Raw genomic sequence first — 16160 nt, forward strand, 5'->3', positions numbered from 1 at the left:
TTTGTAATGTGGCCACTGCCCCGCTGGGCAGATTTACAAGCACGCGCCAGCAGTGGCAAGGTGCGGCCATCACGTCAGGCATCCATCATACAGGAGGGGTTATGCCATAGCCTTGCGTGCAAAGGTCAAGATATGACCCTTAAAAGGCAGCTCAAGATAAGAGGTATCCTCTGGCCTTACGTGCTGACTGCTAAAACCAAACTCCAACATTTTATTGGTCAGCTTATTTTTGCGACCACGCCCAGGGTCGACGATGATGACCTCACAAGTTGGCCGCGCATGGCGCTCGATGAAGTCAGCTAAGATATCGATATGCTGGTCTTCATAGAGCAAGTCGCTACCGATAATCATATCAAACGTGCCCAGATGGCTGTTGTTATCATGCCAGTCTAGGCGCTCAAAATGTATCTCTTTGTTGTTGTTTAAAGTGGTATTACGATCAAGGAAATACTCAACCGTCGGATGATAGTCAGTTGCAGTAATATCAGCACGCCTGTGGTTGAGTAGCAGGCTAGACAACGCCATGCCGCAGCCGACTTCTAAGATACGCTTACCAGCCACATCGTAGTTAAGCATATGATTGGCCAGCACCAAGCTCGATGGCCATATCACCCCAAACATCGGCCAAGACGCCGAGCAAATACCGAGGTTTAATGCCTCATCATTGGGATCACTAAATTGTTGATTGTCACGTAGCGTACAAATATGGATGTCGGTATTGCCGATTTCAATCGTTTGATAACGCACACGCACAGTCGTCAGCGAAGTCATAAACTGTCCTAAAAAATAAGCAAGAATGCAAGGTTTGGCAAGGAGTGCCACGTTCAAAGGCTGGGTTTTTTGTGCAATGACGTAATGTGTAGAGAGCTGGTTGATATAAATGGTGGGTCATGCACAGCAGTGGTTATTGGTAAATATTCAACACGGCCTATATGTCAGTTCAATAAAACATCAGTTCAATAAAATCAATAAAAACAGACAAATAAAGGTTGGCATACGTCAAAGGTCAGTATGACGCAATACGGTGCCAGCTACTGTTACGTATGAGGGTAGTATCGTTGCGAAGTGTGCCGCCGTCAGCTATCTCGTTGCGTATATAGAAGTATGGCGGTATGGCATAAAGATAAAGGAGGGCGTTGTGGATAAAAAGAGCGCGCACCGCACCAAGTTGTCTGCTATAAACCCAAACATAGAAGTGGGGTACGTGCCTCTCAATGAGAATATGATATGTCAGTCATGTCTATTTTTATGTTTATAAAAGTCATGACCGTCACGAGTTATGAGCAAGTACGCCATAGACGCTTAATTTAAAAATCGGAGTCCAGAGGTTTTGAGTGCCCAAACCAGCTCTACAAAAGCGCGGCTATTGGTGAGCGGCTCGCCATCGATGATCAGCACATATCCTGAGCCATCAATCCACAAAAACACAAAACTGGTCTCAGGAATCAACAAGTCAACCTGCTGAAAAAACGAAATTGCTTGGCTTTCTACTGCCCAGCCGCGTTGTTTTTGGCGCAGCATAAAGCCTGAAAAGTCAGCCGCCGCCACACTCAGCATATCCGCTTCTTCTTGGTTATAGCCGATACGTGCCAGACAAAAGCCCTCATCAGAGCCGATGGCGGCACGGCGCTTACCAGATAGGCTAGCGACGACATAAGGCAAAAACTGATCCAATGGTAAGTTGGGCGCGGGCAAAAACAGAGACAACTTTTCGATCCAGCCGGCCTCTATAAAGCGCTGTAACCACGTCTCAGAGTAGCGCTCTAGCCAATCAGCGGCGAGTAGGGTTTGCTCATAAGAGAGTAGGTCTTGTAACGATAGCTGCTCCTCTGTAGGTTCGCTTTGGGAAAATGCCTCAAAAATACCGGCTGGGGTTAGGGTAAGATAGGTTTTATCAGCATTTAAGTAAGAGGACATAGCGGCTACCATTGTGATGAAATTATAAAACAGGCGATAAGTTAAGTTTTGATGGTTTTGGTTTGGTCAAGGCGTTGTTGGCAGTTGTTCCAGCGTTCATCAAAGTGCCAGTCGCTTTTGCCTAAACGAAACCAAACCAAAGAAAAAGCCAGACGGTCATTGCGAGCGATGCAGTGGGCAAAAAACTCGTTTTCGATTTGTTCAATCGTGCCCCAGTCCTCCTCGGCACGTGCTTGCATCAGCTCGGCGGTGATGTCTTTGGAGATTTCTTTGGCATCGTCGCTACTGATGCGCAGTCGCTGTTTTTGCTCATTGAGCGACGGCGATATCAATACACTCCAACGCGTCGCCAGCATACTGTTGCGCTGGATGTAGCGTTTTTTGTCGATGCAGTCGCGAAAGCCTTGTGCAACATGAGGGTACAGACGGTCTTTAATACGGGTAAATAGATTATTGACATCGTAAGGAATGTCGTACCAGCAGCCATAAAAAAAATCTGCCACTGCGCCCTGTAGCGGCTCTTTTTCGCTCAGCAGTAGGGCAGCGTTGATACGCTGCTCATGAAAGTGACGATTGGCAGGTGCCAAAAACACTTTGCGTGAGTAAAAGCGAAACGCACGGCGCGCCTCGGTCTCGGCTTCTTTGATCAGATCTACATCAGACATAACAGGATCCTTTAGGTCACATCTTCGTTGCGGTTATTCTTGCCTTGATAGCGGCTGCGCCTATGGTGTTGCGTTGTATGGACATGACCCAATAATCACGGCGACGACGATTGTCATCGACCATGAAAAATAAAATCAGCCAAAGCAAGATAGCAAGTAACGACTAATCAAGCAAGGTTTCCATCAAATCAATCATAAACTCGGCGTCTTCTTCATCCATGGCCTCAAATCCTTGCGGCATACCGAGCTCGGCCAATGCTTCTTGACCGTCTGGGTCGTTGTGCAGGTTGAGTATGGCGTTCATAAAGATATCGGTATCTGGAAAATCGTCTTTGATCAGCAGCACATGACTGATATCAGCCAAATCACTTTCGATCAGTACCGATAGCTGAGCTTTGGTCAGACGAGAAAAACCGTGAAATACCTCTGCCAAAAAGAACGCTGCCTGCACATCGCCTTTGATGACTTTACGCGCGGCAGCTTGATATGTTTCGGTGACATCCCAGCTCAGATCAGACTCTGCTATATCGACAGCTTCAAGCAGGCGCAAACCGATCAGCTTGACATCGCGGTTGTTTGCCATCGCGATGGTGGCACCAGCTTTGATATCTTCTAAGGCGTTGATGTCGCTGTTGGCACCAGCGGCGATGACCATTTCGTCAGATTTGCCGATAGGACGTGCGACCGCTTTGTAGCCTTGTTCACGGATCAAAGCTGCCGCATCAAAAGGGTTGGCATAGATGACCTGAATGTCCCCAGCCGTGATGATTTGTTGTTGCTCTGCGTGTGAGGCTGGCGTATTTAGGTGCATGTTTAAGTTGGCACGCTTTTGAATCAAGGTGTTAAACATATGCCAACCTGCAAAACGCTCAGGCGAAAAATCAGGGGCGATTAACATATTGTGTGTCGTCATGATTTACCCTTCCTCATTTTGTTTCATATCAGCGTACTGCGCCTGCATGGCTTCGATTTTGCTACGTGATGGCTTGCGGCGTACTGAGGTATAGCCCACGGTTTCACCGCGGCGCACGTTTGGCACCACAGTGGCATAGACCCAGTAGTGACTGCCGTCTTTACATAGGTTTTTGACATAGCCATGCCACTTCTTTCCAGCTTTTGCTGTGTCCCACAAGTCTTGATAAGCCGCTTTTGGCATATCAGGATGGCGCAGGATAGACTGCGGCTGACCAAGCAGCTCGTCTTTGGTGTAACCACTAATCTCGACAAAAGCATCGTTGACGTGAGTTAGAATACCGTCTAAGTCGGTACGTGAGACGATAAGCTTACCATCAGGATAAGGGCGCTCAACACCCGTATCATAAATGGTGCGCGAGGTGCCGTCATAGTAAGTCAGCGTCATCTGCTCAGCTGGCATATCCGGCTTTGGTGCATCAGGGATTGGAGAACCCATAGTAATCTCCTTTATTTATCGTTGTATTTATCTATCGTTGTATTCGTCATGATTGACTGGCAAACAGTGATCGATTAAATAAGTTTTGCTAGGGCTTCTGAGGCGCGTTTGATGTCCAAAAAGATCAAACCGAGCTTGGCGTTTGGCTTGGCCATGATGGTCAATACCGCTTCATCGCCTGATGAGGTCATGATGACATAGCCTTTTTCGCCTTGGATCATAATACGATCGATACTACCACGCGCCAGCTCGCGACCTGCACGGTCACCCAATGACAATAAAGCGGCTGACATAGCGCCAACACGGTCTTCATCAACGCCTGATGGTAGGGCTGACGCGATCATTAGACCATCGTTAGAAATTAGGGCAGATGCTTCGACATCGGCAGATGAGCTGTTTAGGTCTTCCAAGATTTGCTGGAACGAATCTGTACGCATATCACTTTCTCTATGATAGGTTATTGAATGAATGGCACCACTATCAGTGATGTCAAAAAAAGACTGAAGCAAACGCTGGTCATTATAAACCCTTACTACTTATATTGATATATGTTACAGCAAACAAATGGCTGGGTTCTGCTATTTTTTGACCGTCTAGTTATCATTATCAACCTTTTATCTGTTGTTTTTAATTTTAAGCCGAACTAAAGTTGGTGATAGGGTTTTTATTCTCTCCATTTGGCTCAGCCACTTGCAATCAGACAGTAGGCCTGTAGCAATTTTTGTTTCATTTACTCAGCGCTTTACTTCAAGCTCGCAATGCCTAGCAGCCTATGTAGCGGCCAGATAAACGAATGATTTATACAAAAAACGTTGACCATAACTTTTCATGATGGTGATATTCACTAGACTTATACCCCAAAAAAATGATATATAGTTATAGGATAGAAACGGTCATTGCTACTGAGCGTCTTGTTCAGGCGTCACATTATCCCGCTTTTCTACTCCCACGAGCCTCTATATACCGCAGTGTATAGGGGCGATTGTAGTCTTACATCAATGTCCATAATCCCCTTCGTTTGTTGCCATACGACGCGACATCGATGTAAATAAACACGTCCACCATTTTTACCCTAAGGAACCTATATGAGTATCAGTCAGGCCATCGAAAAAGTCGAAGCGCGTTACGCCCATCAACCTGAATTTGTCCAAGCCGTAAAAGAAGTGGCACTGACTATCGCGCCTTTATACGATGCCCATCCTGAATTTCAAAAAATGAAGATATTCGAGCGTTTGGTTGAGCCGGATCGTATTATTTGCTTTCGCGTCAACTGGGAAAATGATAAAGGTGAAGTACAAGTCAACCGCGGCTGGCGTGTCCAGTTCAGCAACGCTCTTGGCCCTTACAAAGGCGGTGTACGGTTTCATCCAACCGTCAACCAGTCAGTGCTTAAGTTTTTGGGCTTTGAGCAAATTTTCAAAAACGCTTTGACAGGTCTGCCGATGGGCGGCGGTAAAGGGGGCGCTGATTTTGACCCTAAAGGTAAAACAGACAGCGAAATTCGCCGCTTTTGCTATGCGTTTATGCGTGAGCTGCACCACTATGTCAATAAAGACATCGATGTGCCAGCTGGTGATATCGGTGTCGGCGGCCGTGAGGTCAGCTATATGTTTGCCATGTACAAAAACTTAACGCGTGAATACGGTGGCGTGTTGACAGGTAAGGGGGTGGGATTCGGTGGTAGCTTGATGCGTACAGAAGCGACAGGCTACGGTGCGGTGTACTTCTTAGAAAACATGCTTGCTGCTCAAAACGAGAGTATCGAAGGCAAAAAAGTACTGGTGTCAGGGGCAGGCAACGTCTCGCTCCATGCCGCCGAAAAAGCCTGCATGCTAGGCGCGACAGTTCTGACGGTCTCCGACTCACAAGGGACGCTCTATGATGCAAATGGCCTAAATCAAGAAAAAATCGATTGGCTAAAAGCGCAAAAAGCCCAGAGCAAACCACTGTGCGATTATGTCGAGGTCTATGGTGGTGAGTGGTTCGCGCAGCAAAAACCTTGGCATATCAAAGGTGATATCGCCATTCCATCAGCCACACAAAACGAAGTCAACGAAGACGATGCCAAACATATGGTCGAAAACGGCATCAGATATATCGTCGAAGGCGCGAACATGCCACTGACGGCAGAGGCAGTCGATCATATCCGTTTGCACCGTGTGCATTATGCGCCAGGTAAGGCAGCAAACGCAGGTGGCGTGGCGGTCTCAGGTCTTGAGATGTCACAAAACTCGGTACGTCAATACAAAACCTTTGAGCAAATCGATGAGCGCCTAAAGTGCATCATGAAAAACATCCATGACTGCTCGGCTGAAGCGTCAGCAAACTATGGTCAAACGGACAACGGCTATATCGACTATATGGCAGGGGCCAATATCGTTGGCTTTAAACGGGTGGCGGACGCACTGTGCGCTTATGGTATCTTAAACTAACGCCTTCTGGCTGCTGAGACACTGTCAAATACCGCGCTTATCATATATAAGTGCGGTATTTTTTTGTTTGTATAAAATATTTATGAGCGCAAAGACTGGTTGCAAATTCGAGGTAATAGACGCCGGTTAAAGTTTTTTGGATTATAAAGTGTTAATTTATAAAAGTTTTTACATGTTTTACTTGAAGTTACATTAATCTATTTTTTTAGACAGTTTATAAATAATTATCACCGATCTTTTTGACTATCATCAATTATCTCAGTGTTTATCGCACGGGTTTATATCATCAATCATTCATGTCGCGGGCAAACGATGCCGCTGACAATGTCGATATATTTATCAAAGGATGAATCATGACAGTCAATAAGGAGGTCTATTCTGATGGCCGCTCAGGTATGTCGGGCTTATATCCAATGATACAGGATACGCCAAATGCTGAGCGGTTTGCTTGCAGCGTTGGTCAGAATCATAACGATAATGGCAGTGAAGCTATAAGCAATCGAGCGGCGCATGCCTTTGGCGCTTATCTACCAGCTTCCAAACGCGCGCAGACCAGCTGGTATAAAGACCCTGTATTAAACAACCATATAAACAATCATATAAATGAGCATATAAACGAGCAAGTAACCAACCATCTACGTAGCGATGATTACCTAAAGCCCTACCACCAAAACACCCAAAGGGGTATAAAAAATGACACAAACAATGGCATGCAACCTGTCGGTAAATTTGAGCGGATGGAGCGTCTAGCAGATGATGCAGTCAGTACTATCGATCAGGTCGCGCAGCCGATACGCTTGAGCTTTCAGTTGATGACCCGTGCTGAGCCTGCCACAATGGTAATTGCGACCATACAATCGCTATTAGCCATTAAAGCGGCCGATGATGAAATTTTAATCATAGATAACAACCATACTAAGCGTGAGCTTTATGAGCCTTTGGCAGATTTTTGTCATGGCTTGGATCCGCATCTCAATGTGCATTTTTATCATATCGATGCGGTGTCAGGGTTTAAGTCTGGTGCGCTCAATTTGGCGCTGGGGCTGATGGACCCTAGCGCCAGTCATGTGGTGGTGGTCGATAGTGATTATCAAGCGTTGCCACATGCTCGTGAGGCTATTATCAGCGCGATCCACGAGTATCCTAAGCATGCTTTATTGCAATTTCCGCAGTTTTATCGTGATGCAGATAAAGCAGATGTCCACAGCGAATTAAACCATTATTTTAACTATCATCTATATCGCTTTTTTAACCGTCAGCGGGCGTTATCTACAGGTACTTATGCGGTGATACGCCGAGATGCTTTGGTGGGTTTAGGCGGCTGGTCAGGAGCGTCCATTACTGAAGATGCGCAGATGGGGGTGCTGCTCCATCGTATGGGTCTGCACAGTCGTTTTATACCAAAGGTGATTGCTACCGGTATATTGCCCACCACGCTGTGTGATTTGATCGCTCAGCGGCAGCGCTGGGTATATGGCAATGCACAAGTGCTCAATAGTTACTTTGTTAGGCCGGCGTCTTTGACCGCCGATAGCAGCGCAAATACAAATGTAAGCCAGACGATGGGCGAGCGTTTGCAGTATATGCGTGCGCATTTTTCGCAGCTGAGTGCCTGGATTAATTTCACGGGGATTTTTATCGTGCTGCAGATCTGTACGCTGCTTATCATGCTGGCGGCTCTGATAATGGGCGCACAGGTGGATATGGCGATGTTGCTTACGCCCTTATATGTGGTTTATGCGGCTTATGGCGTGTTTTTGTTGCGACGGCTGTGGGCCTATGCACAAGACCGCTCACCGCTTAATCAGCAGGTAGCTCAGCACGTTACGCCAACCTTTACCAATAAGCTACGAGCGTGGGCACTGCATCTGAACTTTTGGGAAATCGGCGCGTTGTCATGGTGGCCTGTGCTGTGGGGCCGCGACAAGCCATTTGTGTGTACGCCCAAACAGGCGGTGATCAGTAGCCGCCGCAGCGTATGGCAGGCCAATATTTGTGCCTTACCAAAACTGCTACTCATACTTAACATCATCACTTTGGCTGTGACCTCACCGCTATCAGCGCTGTATTCGCCTTTGTTATTTGTCAGTGCGCTTGTAGTCACCGTCCTCAAGCTATGGTCTGCAAAAATAGCTTTTGATAACTATGGGTATCATCCTGAGGTGGATGAGCGCTATGCTGATGAGCATGACACGTATGACGAGATCAATAACACTGTAAACCAAAGCTGTGTGATTAAAAATAATGTCGCTAAAAATAAAAAGACGGCTAGAGATAATATTACTAAAAATAAGCACCCAAATAACACCGACCCAATAAAAAAATATATGGCTGAATAAAATAATAAATGGATGACGTATGCTGACTTCTATCAAAACCAATTCAAATAGTCATATAAAAGCTAAAACTCCTAACATCATTATGCATAAAGCATATGACTTGTCTGAATCATCAGCGGCGTGTGAGACAACCGATGGGGCAAACATTCAAGTAAGAAGACCACTACGTATTGCCATCATCGCTCACTCGTTATATCCCATTGCCCAGCCTTATGCAGGCGGTCTTGAGATGATCACTCAGCTGATTTGTGATGAGCTGGTGGCTCAAGGCCATCAGGTGTTGCTCTACGCTCATGCGGATAGTCAAACCCATGCCACACTAGTGCCCTTTATGACCCGTGATGAATTTGAAAAGACAGTTTATCCCAATGAGCATGAGTCAGTAGAGATGAGCCGTGAGGAGCTGTATCAGTATTTGGTCTACCAGCAGGCGCTGCGCGATATCATTAGCCGTGATGAGATGGGAATGATTGATGTGGTACACAATCATAGCTTGCACCATGTGCCGATGATGATGGGGCAGGCGTTTGGCGCGCGGTTTTTTACCACGTTTCATACGCCGATTTTTCCGCAGCTGCGTCTGGCACTACTGACACTACGTCTGGGGACGCAGACTCAGTTTACGGCAATCAGTGGTCATCAGCAGCAGTTGTTTGCTGAGTTTGTGCCCTCGCATGTGGTCTATAACGGCATCGATGTTCACTCATTTACTGCCAATACAAACCCAATTGCTGATGAAGTGTATTTTTGGTACGGGCGCATTTGTCCTGAAAAGGGCACGCATTTGGCGATGGACTACTGCAAAGCGGCAGGCAAGCGCCTGATTATTGCAGGACCCAAAAGTAATGAGGAATACTTCGATGACTATGTGGCACCGCTGTTAGAGGCAGATAGGAATAGCGATATGCCGTTATTTGATTATGTTGGACATTTAAGTAAGGATGAAATCAACAAGCAGTTAAGCCAAGTCACCGCCATGCTATTTACCAGTACTTGGGAGGAGCCTTATGGCTTGACGCTCGCTGAGAGCCTCGCTTGTGGTACGCCCGTGATTGGCTTCGATGCCGGTGCTAGTGCTGAGATTATCACGCATCAGACGGGTATTATCGTACCCAAAAAGGATAAAAAAGCATTTATACAAGCGTTTGCTGACATTCAGCATATTTCACGAGCAGCCTGTCGTGCTCGCGCTGAGCAGTTTTGTTCAGTCGCTACGATGGTCGATGGTTATCTGCGTTTATATGAGCAGGCAGTAGCGGTTGATGACAGCGATAGCATCCAAGAGGCGTTTGTCTAGCGTTCTTTCCTTTTTTCTTTATGTAGTGAATATCAATGACTGGCTTAACTTGTTAGGAACTATTTACCATGCGTATCGGCTACTATGCTCATCACCACGGCTCGGGGCACTGCCGCCAAGCAGACAAACTGGCCGCCTTACTACCACCAGAGCTGCGTTCGCAAATGACGGTGTTTACCAGCTTACCTGCTGATGGTTATCGCTTTAGCAGTATAAATAATGAGCACATCGTACGTTTAGACGCTGAGGATGAGCGACCAGATGATGTGCTAGCGGGGCGAGCAGGTGAGTATTGGCAGCCAAGCTGTTTGCACTATTCGCCAGTAGGTAACAAAGACATCCAGAGACGCAGTTGGCAGCTGCTTGATACCATTTATCAGCGCCAGATTGACCTGATGATTGTCGATGTGAGCGCCGAAGTGGCTATGCTATGCCGTACCGCTAGTGTGCCTTATCTCTATGTACGGCTGGCAGGCGAGCGTGATGATGCGCCGCACTTAAACGCCTTTGCAGGCGCGCTTGGATTGTTAGCTCCTTATCCTAAAGCATTGGAGGCGGCAGCAACGCCAGACTGGGTACGACAAAAAACGTTATATTTGGATTTTTTACCAAGCAGAGCCCAAGGTTTGCCTAGCTTTTGTGAGTTTATGGACGAGCTTATGACATTGACCCATGATGATGCTATTCATAAACAACTGGTCGCCAGTGTCGATAAGTCTTCTATCGTTACTGTGATTAAAGGCTATGGCGGGCACGAAGCGATTGATGCCAAGTTGCCGAAGCTACGCCAAATGCTACCAGACGCTATAATTGTCTCTCTTGGTCCTATCAACGATGAAGTACGGCATTGTGTCGATATTGCCGCCCATGTCGATGATGTGACGCCATTTATCGCCTATAGTCATCTGCTATTGATGGCGTGTGGCTTGAATGGAATTGCGCAGGCCTATGATTATGCTACGCCGCTTATTGTATTGCCTGATGTGCGCCCGCACCGTGAGCAAGAAGTGATGGCAGAGGCGCTTATTGAGCAAGGCCGTGCGCTTAGTTGGCCACAGTTTATCGCTAAAGCCTCTAGTCTGGACACTCAGAACCTATTGTCTTCTCTCTCCACGAATAATAAGTCGATTGACCATGAGCAGACTGCTTTGATGAGTAAGCAAGCCAATCTGGCGGCGCAACGCTTTATGAGTAGCATTGCTGACTATATTTCTGTAAAAGCTTGGTTTGCGGAATGGCTATTGCCGCAGTTGGACTTAAAACCTAAAAAATAAGAAATAACAAAGAAACTTATAATAATAAGAGCAAATATTTCCATGACAGCGACAACCAGAGCTCAAGACGCCGCATATAACACCATTCCCGTGAGTGTAATAACGACTTGCTACGGGCGCAATCGTCATCTTTACAATCTACTTGCTAGTCTGGCGCAAGGTAGCGTCAGGCCGAGCGAGGTGGTTATCGTTAATGATGACGCCGAAGCTGAACGTCTGGCAGACTACGATTTAAATATTATTAAGATAGCAACGACTACAGCGACTGAGCATGGATTGACGAGTAGCGCCTCGTTTGATATCGGTCGTAACCGTAATTTTGGCGCTGCACGTGCTAGCTATGATGCCATGATTTTTCTGGATGTGGATTGCATCGTCGGCCATAGATTTATCGACGGGCTATATGATAAATTGCAAACGCATCCTGATGCGCTACTGATGGGACAGCCACGTTATTTAACACGGCCTTTGACGGATGATGAGGGTAGTCAGCTACAGCAAGGTCAAATGGCCGCCGATGCCTTAGACAAGCTGTCGGTATTTAACCCTTATCGTGTTAACTTTACCCAACATCGTAGTGACAATGTCGATGCTAATATTAAAAAAACGCAAGACTATGGCGCATTTTGGAGTCTATGCTTTGCGATAATGCGTCATCAGTTTGAGCGGATCGGCGGCTTTGATACCGATTATGTCGGCTACGGCGCTGAAGACACCGACTTTGCTTTTATGGCACGTGCTTTAGACATTGATTTTTATTTGACCAACGACGTGGTTTACCATCAGCAGCATAGCGTCTACCGGCCGCCGCTCAATCATCTCGATAGCATAGTGATTAATGCCAATCGCTTTTATGACAAATGGCAGCATTGGCCGATGGCAGGCTGGCTGGTAGCGTTTACGCAGCTAGGTTTGATTGATTGGCAAGAGACGCAGACAATACCCATTGAGATTCTTCGGCAGCCAAGTAGCGCTGAGATTGACGGCGCACATTGTTCAGATGCACCGTATGTGTAGACGGCTCTTAGCACTTTAATACCGATACATCACTAGTAGCAATGAGTAGTTAGTTTTGATGAACAACTAATACTGACGGATAATCTCCACACCTGTAGGCGGCGTTGCAAGCGCTTGCCGTTCAAACGCCCAATTATGACCTTCCCAAAAATGCGCGGTCTTATCATCATTATTAAAACCTAACATGATGATCGATAGCGGCGTCACAGCTTTCTGTTTTTGCTGAATATACAGGCGTGCAGATAAGAGTAACCGGTATAATAAAAACCCTGATGTCGGCGCAGAGGAATGGATATCAGTAAAGATAGGATAGTCTGCTACCACACTGTGCTGTTCTGATAGCACAGCGCAATACTCATCGCTACGTAATAGTTTCTCAAGCGGTTCTGGAATCTCTAGCACTCGGTTAGCCGTTATAGGGTCGTCAGTGGGATTTGGGTCGTCGCATGGCATGGGAAACTGATAGGCAGCATTCCCAAACAAGATGCCAAGCGGTGCTTGCTTGGTCATATCGAGCATCGCTGTCACATTATTGCTGCGTGGTGGTAGGCCAAAATGCAGTTTACTGTCACCGATTTGTCTAAAAAACAGTAGCTTTGGCAAATCTTTGGCGAGCGGATGATAGGCAAAGAAGTCTGCATGAATAAAATCATTAAATAACACCAACATATCAGTAGGCTGCAATAGCGTCTTTAGGCTTGCTGTATCTATCGACGGGTTGTTGGCGATCAATATCACACGCTGGCTTTGTATTAGCCGCGCCTGCATGATAGGCGGTAGCGCAGCAAATGCTTCTGCAGCAAGATGGCTACTACTGATATTTGGTAGTGATTGATCAAGCATATCTGGCATATCAATGTATTAAGGTATAGACGGTGAGTGAGATTTTTCTCATGTGCTCATTATAGTATAAAGAAGAAGGTGCCTAGGCTTGTTTGAGTTTTGAAAATAGAAAAAATCTGGCAATAAGGTATTGCCAGATTTTTTGTTATGAATAGGTTTTTATAGGAGTTTGTTATACCGTCTCACGCCATCTGCCTTGTACCATGATACCTGTGATAGGATTTAGCCCCATTTGATAAGCAAGGTCAGCGGGGCGGGCGATGTCCCATAATACCAAGTCAGCATCACAGCCGACTTCTATTTTGCCTTTTTTGGCTAGACCTAACGCTTGTGCCGCTTGAACGGTTGCTCCTGCGAGCACTTCTTCGGGCGTTAAATAAAATAGTGTACAGCCCATATTCATCGCTAATAACAGCGAGGTGAGCGGCGAGGTACCGGGGTTGCAATCGGTCGAGATAGCCATCGGAACTTGATGCTTACGCAACGCTTCAATCGGTGGCAACTTGGTATCACGCAGCGTATAAAAAGCACCCGGCAATAACACGGCTACTGTGTTGCTTGCGGCCATTTTTTTAATATCGACTTCTGCCAAGTGCTCAAGATGGTCGCTTGATAGCCCTTGGTATTCTGCTACCAAAGCACTCGCACCTATGTTTGAGAGCTGCTCAGAGTGCAGCTTCACTGGCAAGTCTAATGAACGGGCAGCGTCAAAGACCCGCTTAATTTGCTCACTACTAAAGGCGATGTTTTCGCAGAAGCCATCGACCGCATCGACCAAGCCCTCGCTATGTAAAATGGGCAACCACTGGCAAACTTGCTCGATATACGCATCGGCACGGTCTTTATACTCAGGCGGTAGCGCATGGGCGGCCAAATACGTGGTACTGACATGAATGTGGTGTTTGTCACCAAGTGCGCGGGCGACTTTTAGCATTTTGCGTTCAGTGTCTAAGTCTAGCCCATAGCCAGATTTAATCTCGATACTGGTCACGCCCTCGCGCATGAGCGCGAGCAGACGTTTTTCGCTTTGCGCAAACAATTCTTCCTCATTCGCTGCACGAGTGGCGCTCACTGTCGAGACGATGCCGCCACCTTGTGCCGCGATATCTTGATAACTGGCACCTTGCAAGCGTGCTTCAAACTCGTTGCTGCGGTTGCCGCCATACACGATATGGGTATGACAATCGATAAGTCCGGGCGTGATCCAGTTGCCATGTACGTCTTTGATTTGATCGCTTTTATAATGAGTTAGATGCGGTTTGATTTGCTCATGCGTACCAACCCATGCGATTTTGCCGTCTTTGATACCGATAGCAGCGTTTTCTAATTGACCATAAGGGGTGCTTTTATTTTGATCATTGCTTTGATTAGCGCTTTGATTGTTGCGATAAATATCAAAGCCGTATTGCGCTGAAAAGGTGGCAAGATTGGCATTGATAATAACGTGATCAAATGAAGTCAGGATGGAATCGTTTATATGCATTTGATCTGTAGGATTTATTGTATAAGTCATGGTGTGCTCCTGCTTATTAGTATAGATTTAGTGCAGCCATCCATAGTCCGTTTATTTTAAAATAGACAGTGTGTCGTTGGTAAAAACGCTTCTTGCTGTGGTGCTGCGGACAGAGGGTGTGCAAAATTTACTTCAGTAACCTTGTATGGTTGGTTTATTTTAAAAATGTTATAGCGTGACTGGTACAAATTTTACTCGCTTGTTGTGCGCAAGCGAGACAAAGGCTTCGCAAAATTTATCCCAGTCACTTATATCAATAGCAACCACATTTTGATTCTATATCGATTTATTTATACTAAAAGTAAATGCTGCTCGATAATAGTCGCTAAGAGGCGAGCGGCGACTTTACAGCTGCGTGCATCAATATCAAAGGTCGGATTAATCTCGGCGATATCAGACATTTTTACTTTGCCTGATGCCATAATCAGTTTGACCGCGCGCTCAACGAAAGCCAAGTTAATACCATAAGCGGCGGGCGCACTAACGCCGGGTACCACGCTTGCTGGCAAGCAATCCATGTCAATGGTTAAATAGATGACATCAACGTCATTGATAAAGGTCTCTATTTGCGCCGCAAGTTTTTTCCATTTTTTATTGGTGCAATCTTCATCACTGATAATATGCACACCTAACTGCTCAGCACGGTCAAAGAGTGCAGCAGTGTTGGAAAACCGACTGACGCCGATACAGCAATAGTGAAATGGCTGGCCTTGCGCCTCAAGGTGCTCGGCTATTTGGCGAAAGGGCGTACCAGAGGTGGCGACATCAGACTGACGAATGTCCAGATGCGCATCAAAGTTAATAATGCCAATACGCAGCGGCGCATCGTTGTTACTGGTAGCATCTGTCTGCTGTAGCGCTTGCCACAATCCCAAAAAGCTACCATAAGCAATCGCATGACCACCACCAAGTCCGACAGGCAAACCGCCTTGCTGGATAATGTGACTGACTTTATCAGCGTAGGTTAATTGAGCTTGCTCAAGGGTGCGTTCGGCAAAGTCATCATTATCATGACAATGTATGTCACCAGCATCACCCAGTAGCGTTGATAGTTGCCCATCAAAGCGTTGTTGTAGCTCAGCGATGACGGGCAGCGCCGAAAATACTTGACGAATCAAAGGCGGCGCCGCTCTGGCTCCCACGCGTCCTTGATTGCGTCTGACGCCTTGGTCACAAGCGAAGCCGACTAGCCCAATGCGCTGGCCATTTTGCTGGCTTTTTTGTTGACTGCTGCTATCAAAGGCATAAGGCTGCGCTATTTGATACCAATAGCGGGCGCGTGCAGACTCAAACGGCTCGGCACGTCCAGTCCAGCGGCTCATATCAGCGGCGCTGTGGCTCACGGCTGTGTCAGACATTGATAGGCTCATCGCCGATCTCCTTTAATCCGTATGGCTTGTGTATATTTGATCCGCTATAAAATAAGTACAGTGCGACTGGTATAAGTTTTAC

14 protein-coding genes are annotated in these 16160 nt (G+C 46.6%); 5 read left to right on the forward strand and 9 right to left on the reverse strand.

The window, feature by feature from the left end:
* Positions 1 to 99 precede the first annotated feature (99 nt).
* The 6 genes from AADH33_RS02870 to AADH33_RS02895 form a co-directional block, all read right to left on the reverse strand.
* Positions 100 to 771, reverse strand: coding sequence for a class I SAM-dependent methyltransferase (locus AADH33_RS02870; RefSeq protein WP_075100530.1), 672 nt, complete (start codon positions 769 to 771; stop codon positions 100 to 102).
* A gap of 531 nt (positions 772 to 1302) precedes the next feature.
* Positions 1303 to 1917, reverse strand: a complete 615-nt coding sequence (locus AADH33_RS02875) for a hypothetical protein (RefSeq protein ID WP_105243993.1) — start codon at positions 1915 to 1917, stop codon at positions 1303 to 1305.
* Positions 1918 to 1958: 41 nt separating this feature from the next.
* Positions 1959 to 2582 (reverse strand): hypothetical protein, encoded by a 624-nt coding sequence (locus AADH33_RS02880; protein ID WP_075100532.1) that lies wholly within the window; start codon positions 2580 to 2582, stop codon positions 1959 to 1961.
* A gap of 163 nt (positions 2583 to 2745) precedes the next feature.
* Positions 2746 to 3495 (reverse strand): PhnD/SsuA/transferrin family substrate-binding protein, encoded by a 750-nt coding sequence (locus tag AADH33_RS02885; RefSeq protein WP_348549505.1) that lies wholly within the window; start codon positions 3493 to 3495, stop codon positions 2746 to 2748.
* A 3-nt stretch (positions 3496 to 3498) separates the two neighbouring features.
* Entirely contained in the window at positions 3499 to 3993 is a 495-nt protein-coding gene (locus AADH33_RS02890) for a PAS domain-containing protein (protein ID WP_105243990.1), read from the reverse strand.
* Positions 3994 to 4067: 74 nt separating this feature from the next.
* The gene (locus AADH33_RS02895) at positions 4068 to 4430 is read right to left on the reverse strand and encodes a roadblock/LC7 domain-containing protein (protein WP_105243989.1); all 363 of its coding nucleotides are present in this window, start codon (positions 4428 to 4430) and stop codon (positions 4068 to 4070) included.
* Positions 4431 to 5078: 648 nt separating this feature from the next.
* Here AADH33_RS02895 and gdhA point away from each other — a divergent pair.
* From gdhA to AADH33_RS02920, 5 genes are all read left to right on the forward strand, one after another.
* The gene (gene gdhA, locus AADH33_RS02900) at positions 5079 to 6425 is read left to right on the forward strand and encodes an NADP-specific glutamate dehydrogenase (RefSeq protein WP_075100536.1); all 1347 of its coding nucleotides are present in this window, start codon (positions 5079 to 5081) and stop codon (positions 6423 to 6425) included.
* Positions 6426 to 6778: 353 nt separating this feature from the next.
* Complete coding sequence (locus tag AADH33_RS02905) at positions 6779 to 8764, forward strand: glycosyltransferase family 2 protein (RefSeq protein WP_348549506.1); 1986 nt, start codon at positions 6779 to 6781, stop codon at positions 8762 to 8764.
* Positions 8765 to 8864: 100 nt separating this feature from the next.
* Positions 8865 to 10061 carry a glycosyltransferase gene (locus AADH33_RS02910; protein ID WP_348549507.1) on the forward strand — a complete coding sequence of 399 codons (1197 nt, stop codon included), beginning with the start codon at positions 8865 to 8867 and terminating at the stop codon, positions 10059 to 10061.
* Between the two features lie 68 nt (positions 10062 to 10129).
* Positions 10130 to 11335 (forward strand): hypothetical protein, encoded by a 1206-nt coding sequence (locus AADH33_RS02915; RefSeq protein ID WP_348549508.1) that lies wholly within the window; start codon positions 10130 to 10132, stop codon positions 11333 to 11335.
* 42 nt (positions 11336 to 11377) lie between these two features.
* Complete coding sequence (locus AADH33_RS02920; protein ID WP_348549509.1) at positions 11378 to 12352, forward strand: glycosyltransferase family 2 protein; 975 nt, start codon at positions 11378 to 11380, stop codon at positions 12350 to 12352.
* A gap of 66 nt (positions 12353 to 12418) precedes the next feature.
* Here the strand turns inward: AADH33_RS02920 and AADH33_RS02925 are convergent, their stop codons facing one another.
* From AADH33_RS02925 to hutG, 3 genes are all read right to left on the reverse strand, one after another.
* Positions 12419 to 13195 (reverse strand): hypothetical protein, encoded by a 777-nt coding sequence (locus AADH33_RS02925; RefSeq protein WP_348549510.1) that lies wholly within the window; start codon positions 13193 to 13195, stop codon positions 12419 to 12421.
* 172 nt (positions 13196 to 13367) lie between these two features.
* Positions 13368 to 14708 (reverse strand): imidazolonepropionase, encoded by a 1341-nt coding sequence (gene hutI / locus AADH33_RS02930; RefSeq protein WP_348549511.1) that lies wholly within the window; start codon positions 14706 to 14708, stop codon positions 13368 to 13370.
* A gap of 290 nt (positions 14709 to 14998) precedes the next feature.
* Positions 14999 to 16066 (reverse strand): formimidoylglutamase, encoded by a 1068-nt coding sequence (hutG, locus tag AADH33_RS02935; protein ID WP_348549940.1) that lies wholly within the window; start codon positions 16064 to 16066, stop codon positions 14999 to 15001.
* Positions 16067 to 16160: the final 94 nt, after the last annotated feature.

Source organism: Psychrobacter sp. KFRI-CH2-11 (assembly GCF_038239325.1).
Classification (GTDB): domain Bacteria; phylum Pseudomonadota; class Gammaproteobacteria; order Pseudomonadales; family Moraxellaceae; genus Psychrobacter; species Psychrobacter celer.

Excerpts from the sequence above, each read along its gene's own strand:
- hutG (WP_348549940.1), bottom strand. The coding sequence starts at position 16,066 with ATGTCTGACACAGCCGTGAGCCACAGCGCCGCTGATATGAGCCGCTGG.
- AADH33_RS02870 (WP_075100530.1), bottom strand. The coding sequence starts at position 771 with ATGACTTCGCTGACGACTGTGCGTGTGCGTTATCAAACGATTGAAATC.
- AADH33_RS02880 (WP_075100532.1), bottom strand. The coding sequence starts at position 2,582 with ATGTCTGATGTAGATCTGATCAAAGAAGCCGAGACCGAGGCGCGCCGT.
- hutI (WP_348549511.1), bottom strand. The coding sequence starts at position 14,708 with ATGACTTATACAATAAATCCTACAGATCAAATGCATATAAACGATTCC.
- AADH33_RS02920 (WP_348549509.1), top strand. The coding sequence starts at position 11,378 with ATGACAGCGACAACCAGAGCTCAAGACGCCGCATATAACACCATTCCC.
- gdhA (WP_075100536.1), top strand. The coding sequence starts at position 5,079 with ATGAGTATCAGTCAGGCCATCGAAAAAGTCGAAGCGCGTTACGCCCAT.
- AADH33_RS02890 (WP_105243990.1), bottom strand. The coding sequence starts at position 3,993 with ATGGGTTCTCCAATCCCTGATGCACCAAAGCCGGATATGCCAGCTGAG.
- AADH33_RS02895 (WP_105243989.1), bottom strand. The coding sequence starts at position 4,430 with ATGCGTACAGATTCGTTCCAGCAAATCTTGGAAGACCTAAACAGCTCA.
- AADH33_RS02875 (WP_105243993.1), bottom strand. The coding sequence starts at position 1,917 with ATGTCCTCTTACTTAAATGCTGATAAAACCTATCTTACCCTAACCCCA.
- AADH33_RS02925 (WP_348549510.1), bottom strand. The coding sequence starts at position 13,195 with ATGCTTGATCAATCACTACCAAATATCAGTAGTAGCCATCTTGCTGCA.
- AADH33_RS02915 (WP_348549508.1), top strand. The coding sequence starts at position 10,130 with ATGCGTATCGGCTACTATGCTCATCACCACGGCTCGGGGCACTGCCGC.
- AADH33_RS02885 (WP_348549505.1), bottom strand. The coding sequence starts at position 3,495 with ATGACGACACACAATATGTTAATCGCCCCTGATTTTTCGCCTGAGCGT.
- AADH33_RS02905 (WP_348549506.1), top strand. The coding sequence starts at position 6,779 with ATGACAGTCAATAAGGAGGTCTATTCTGATGGCCGCTCAGGTATGTCG.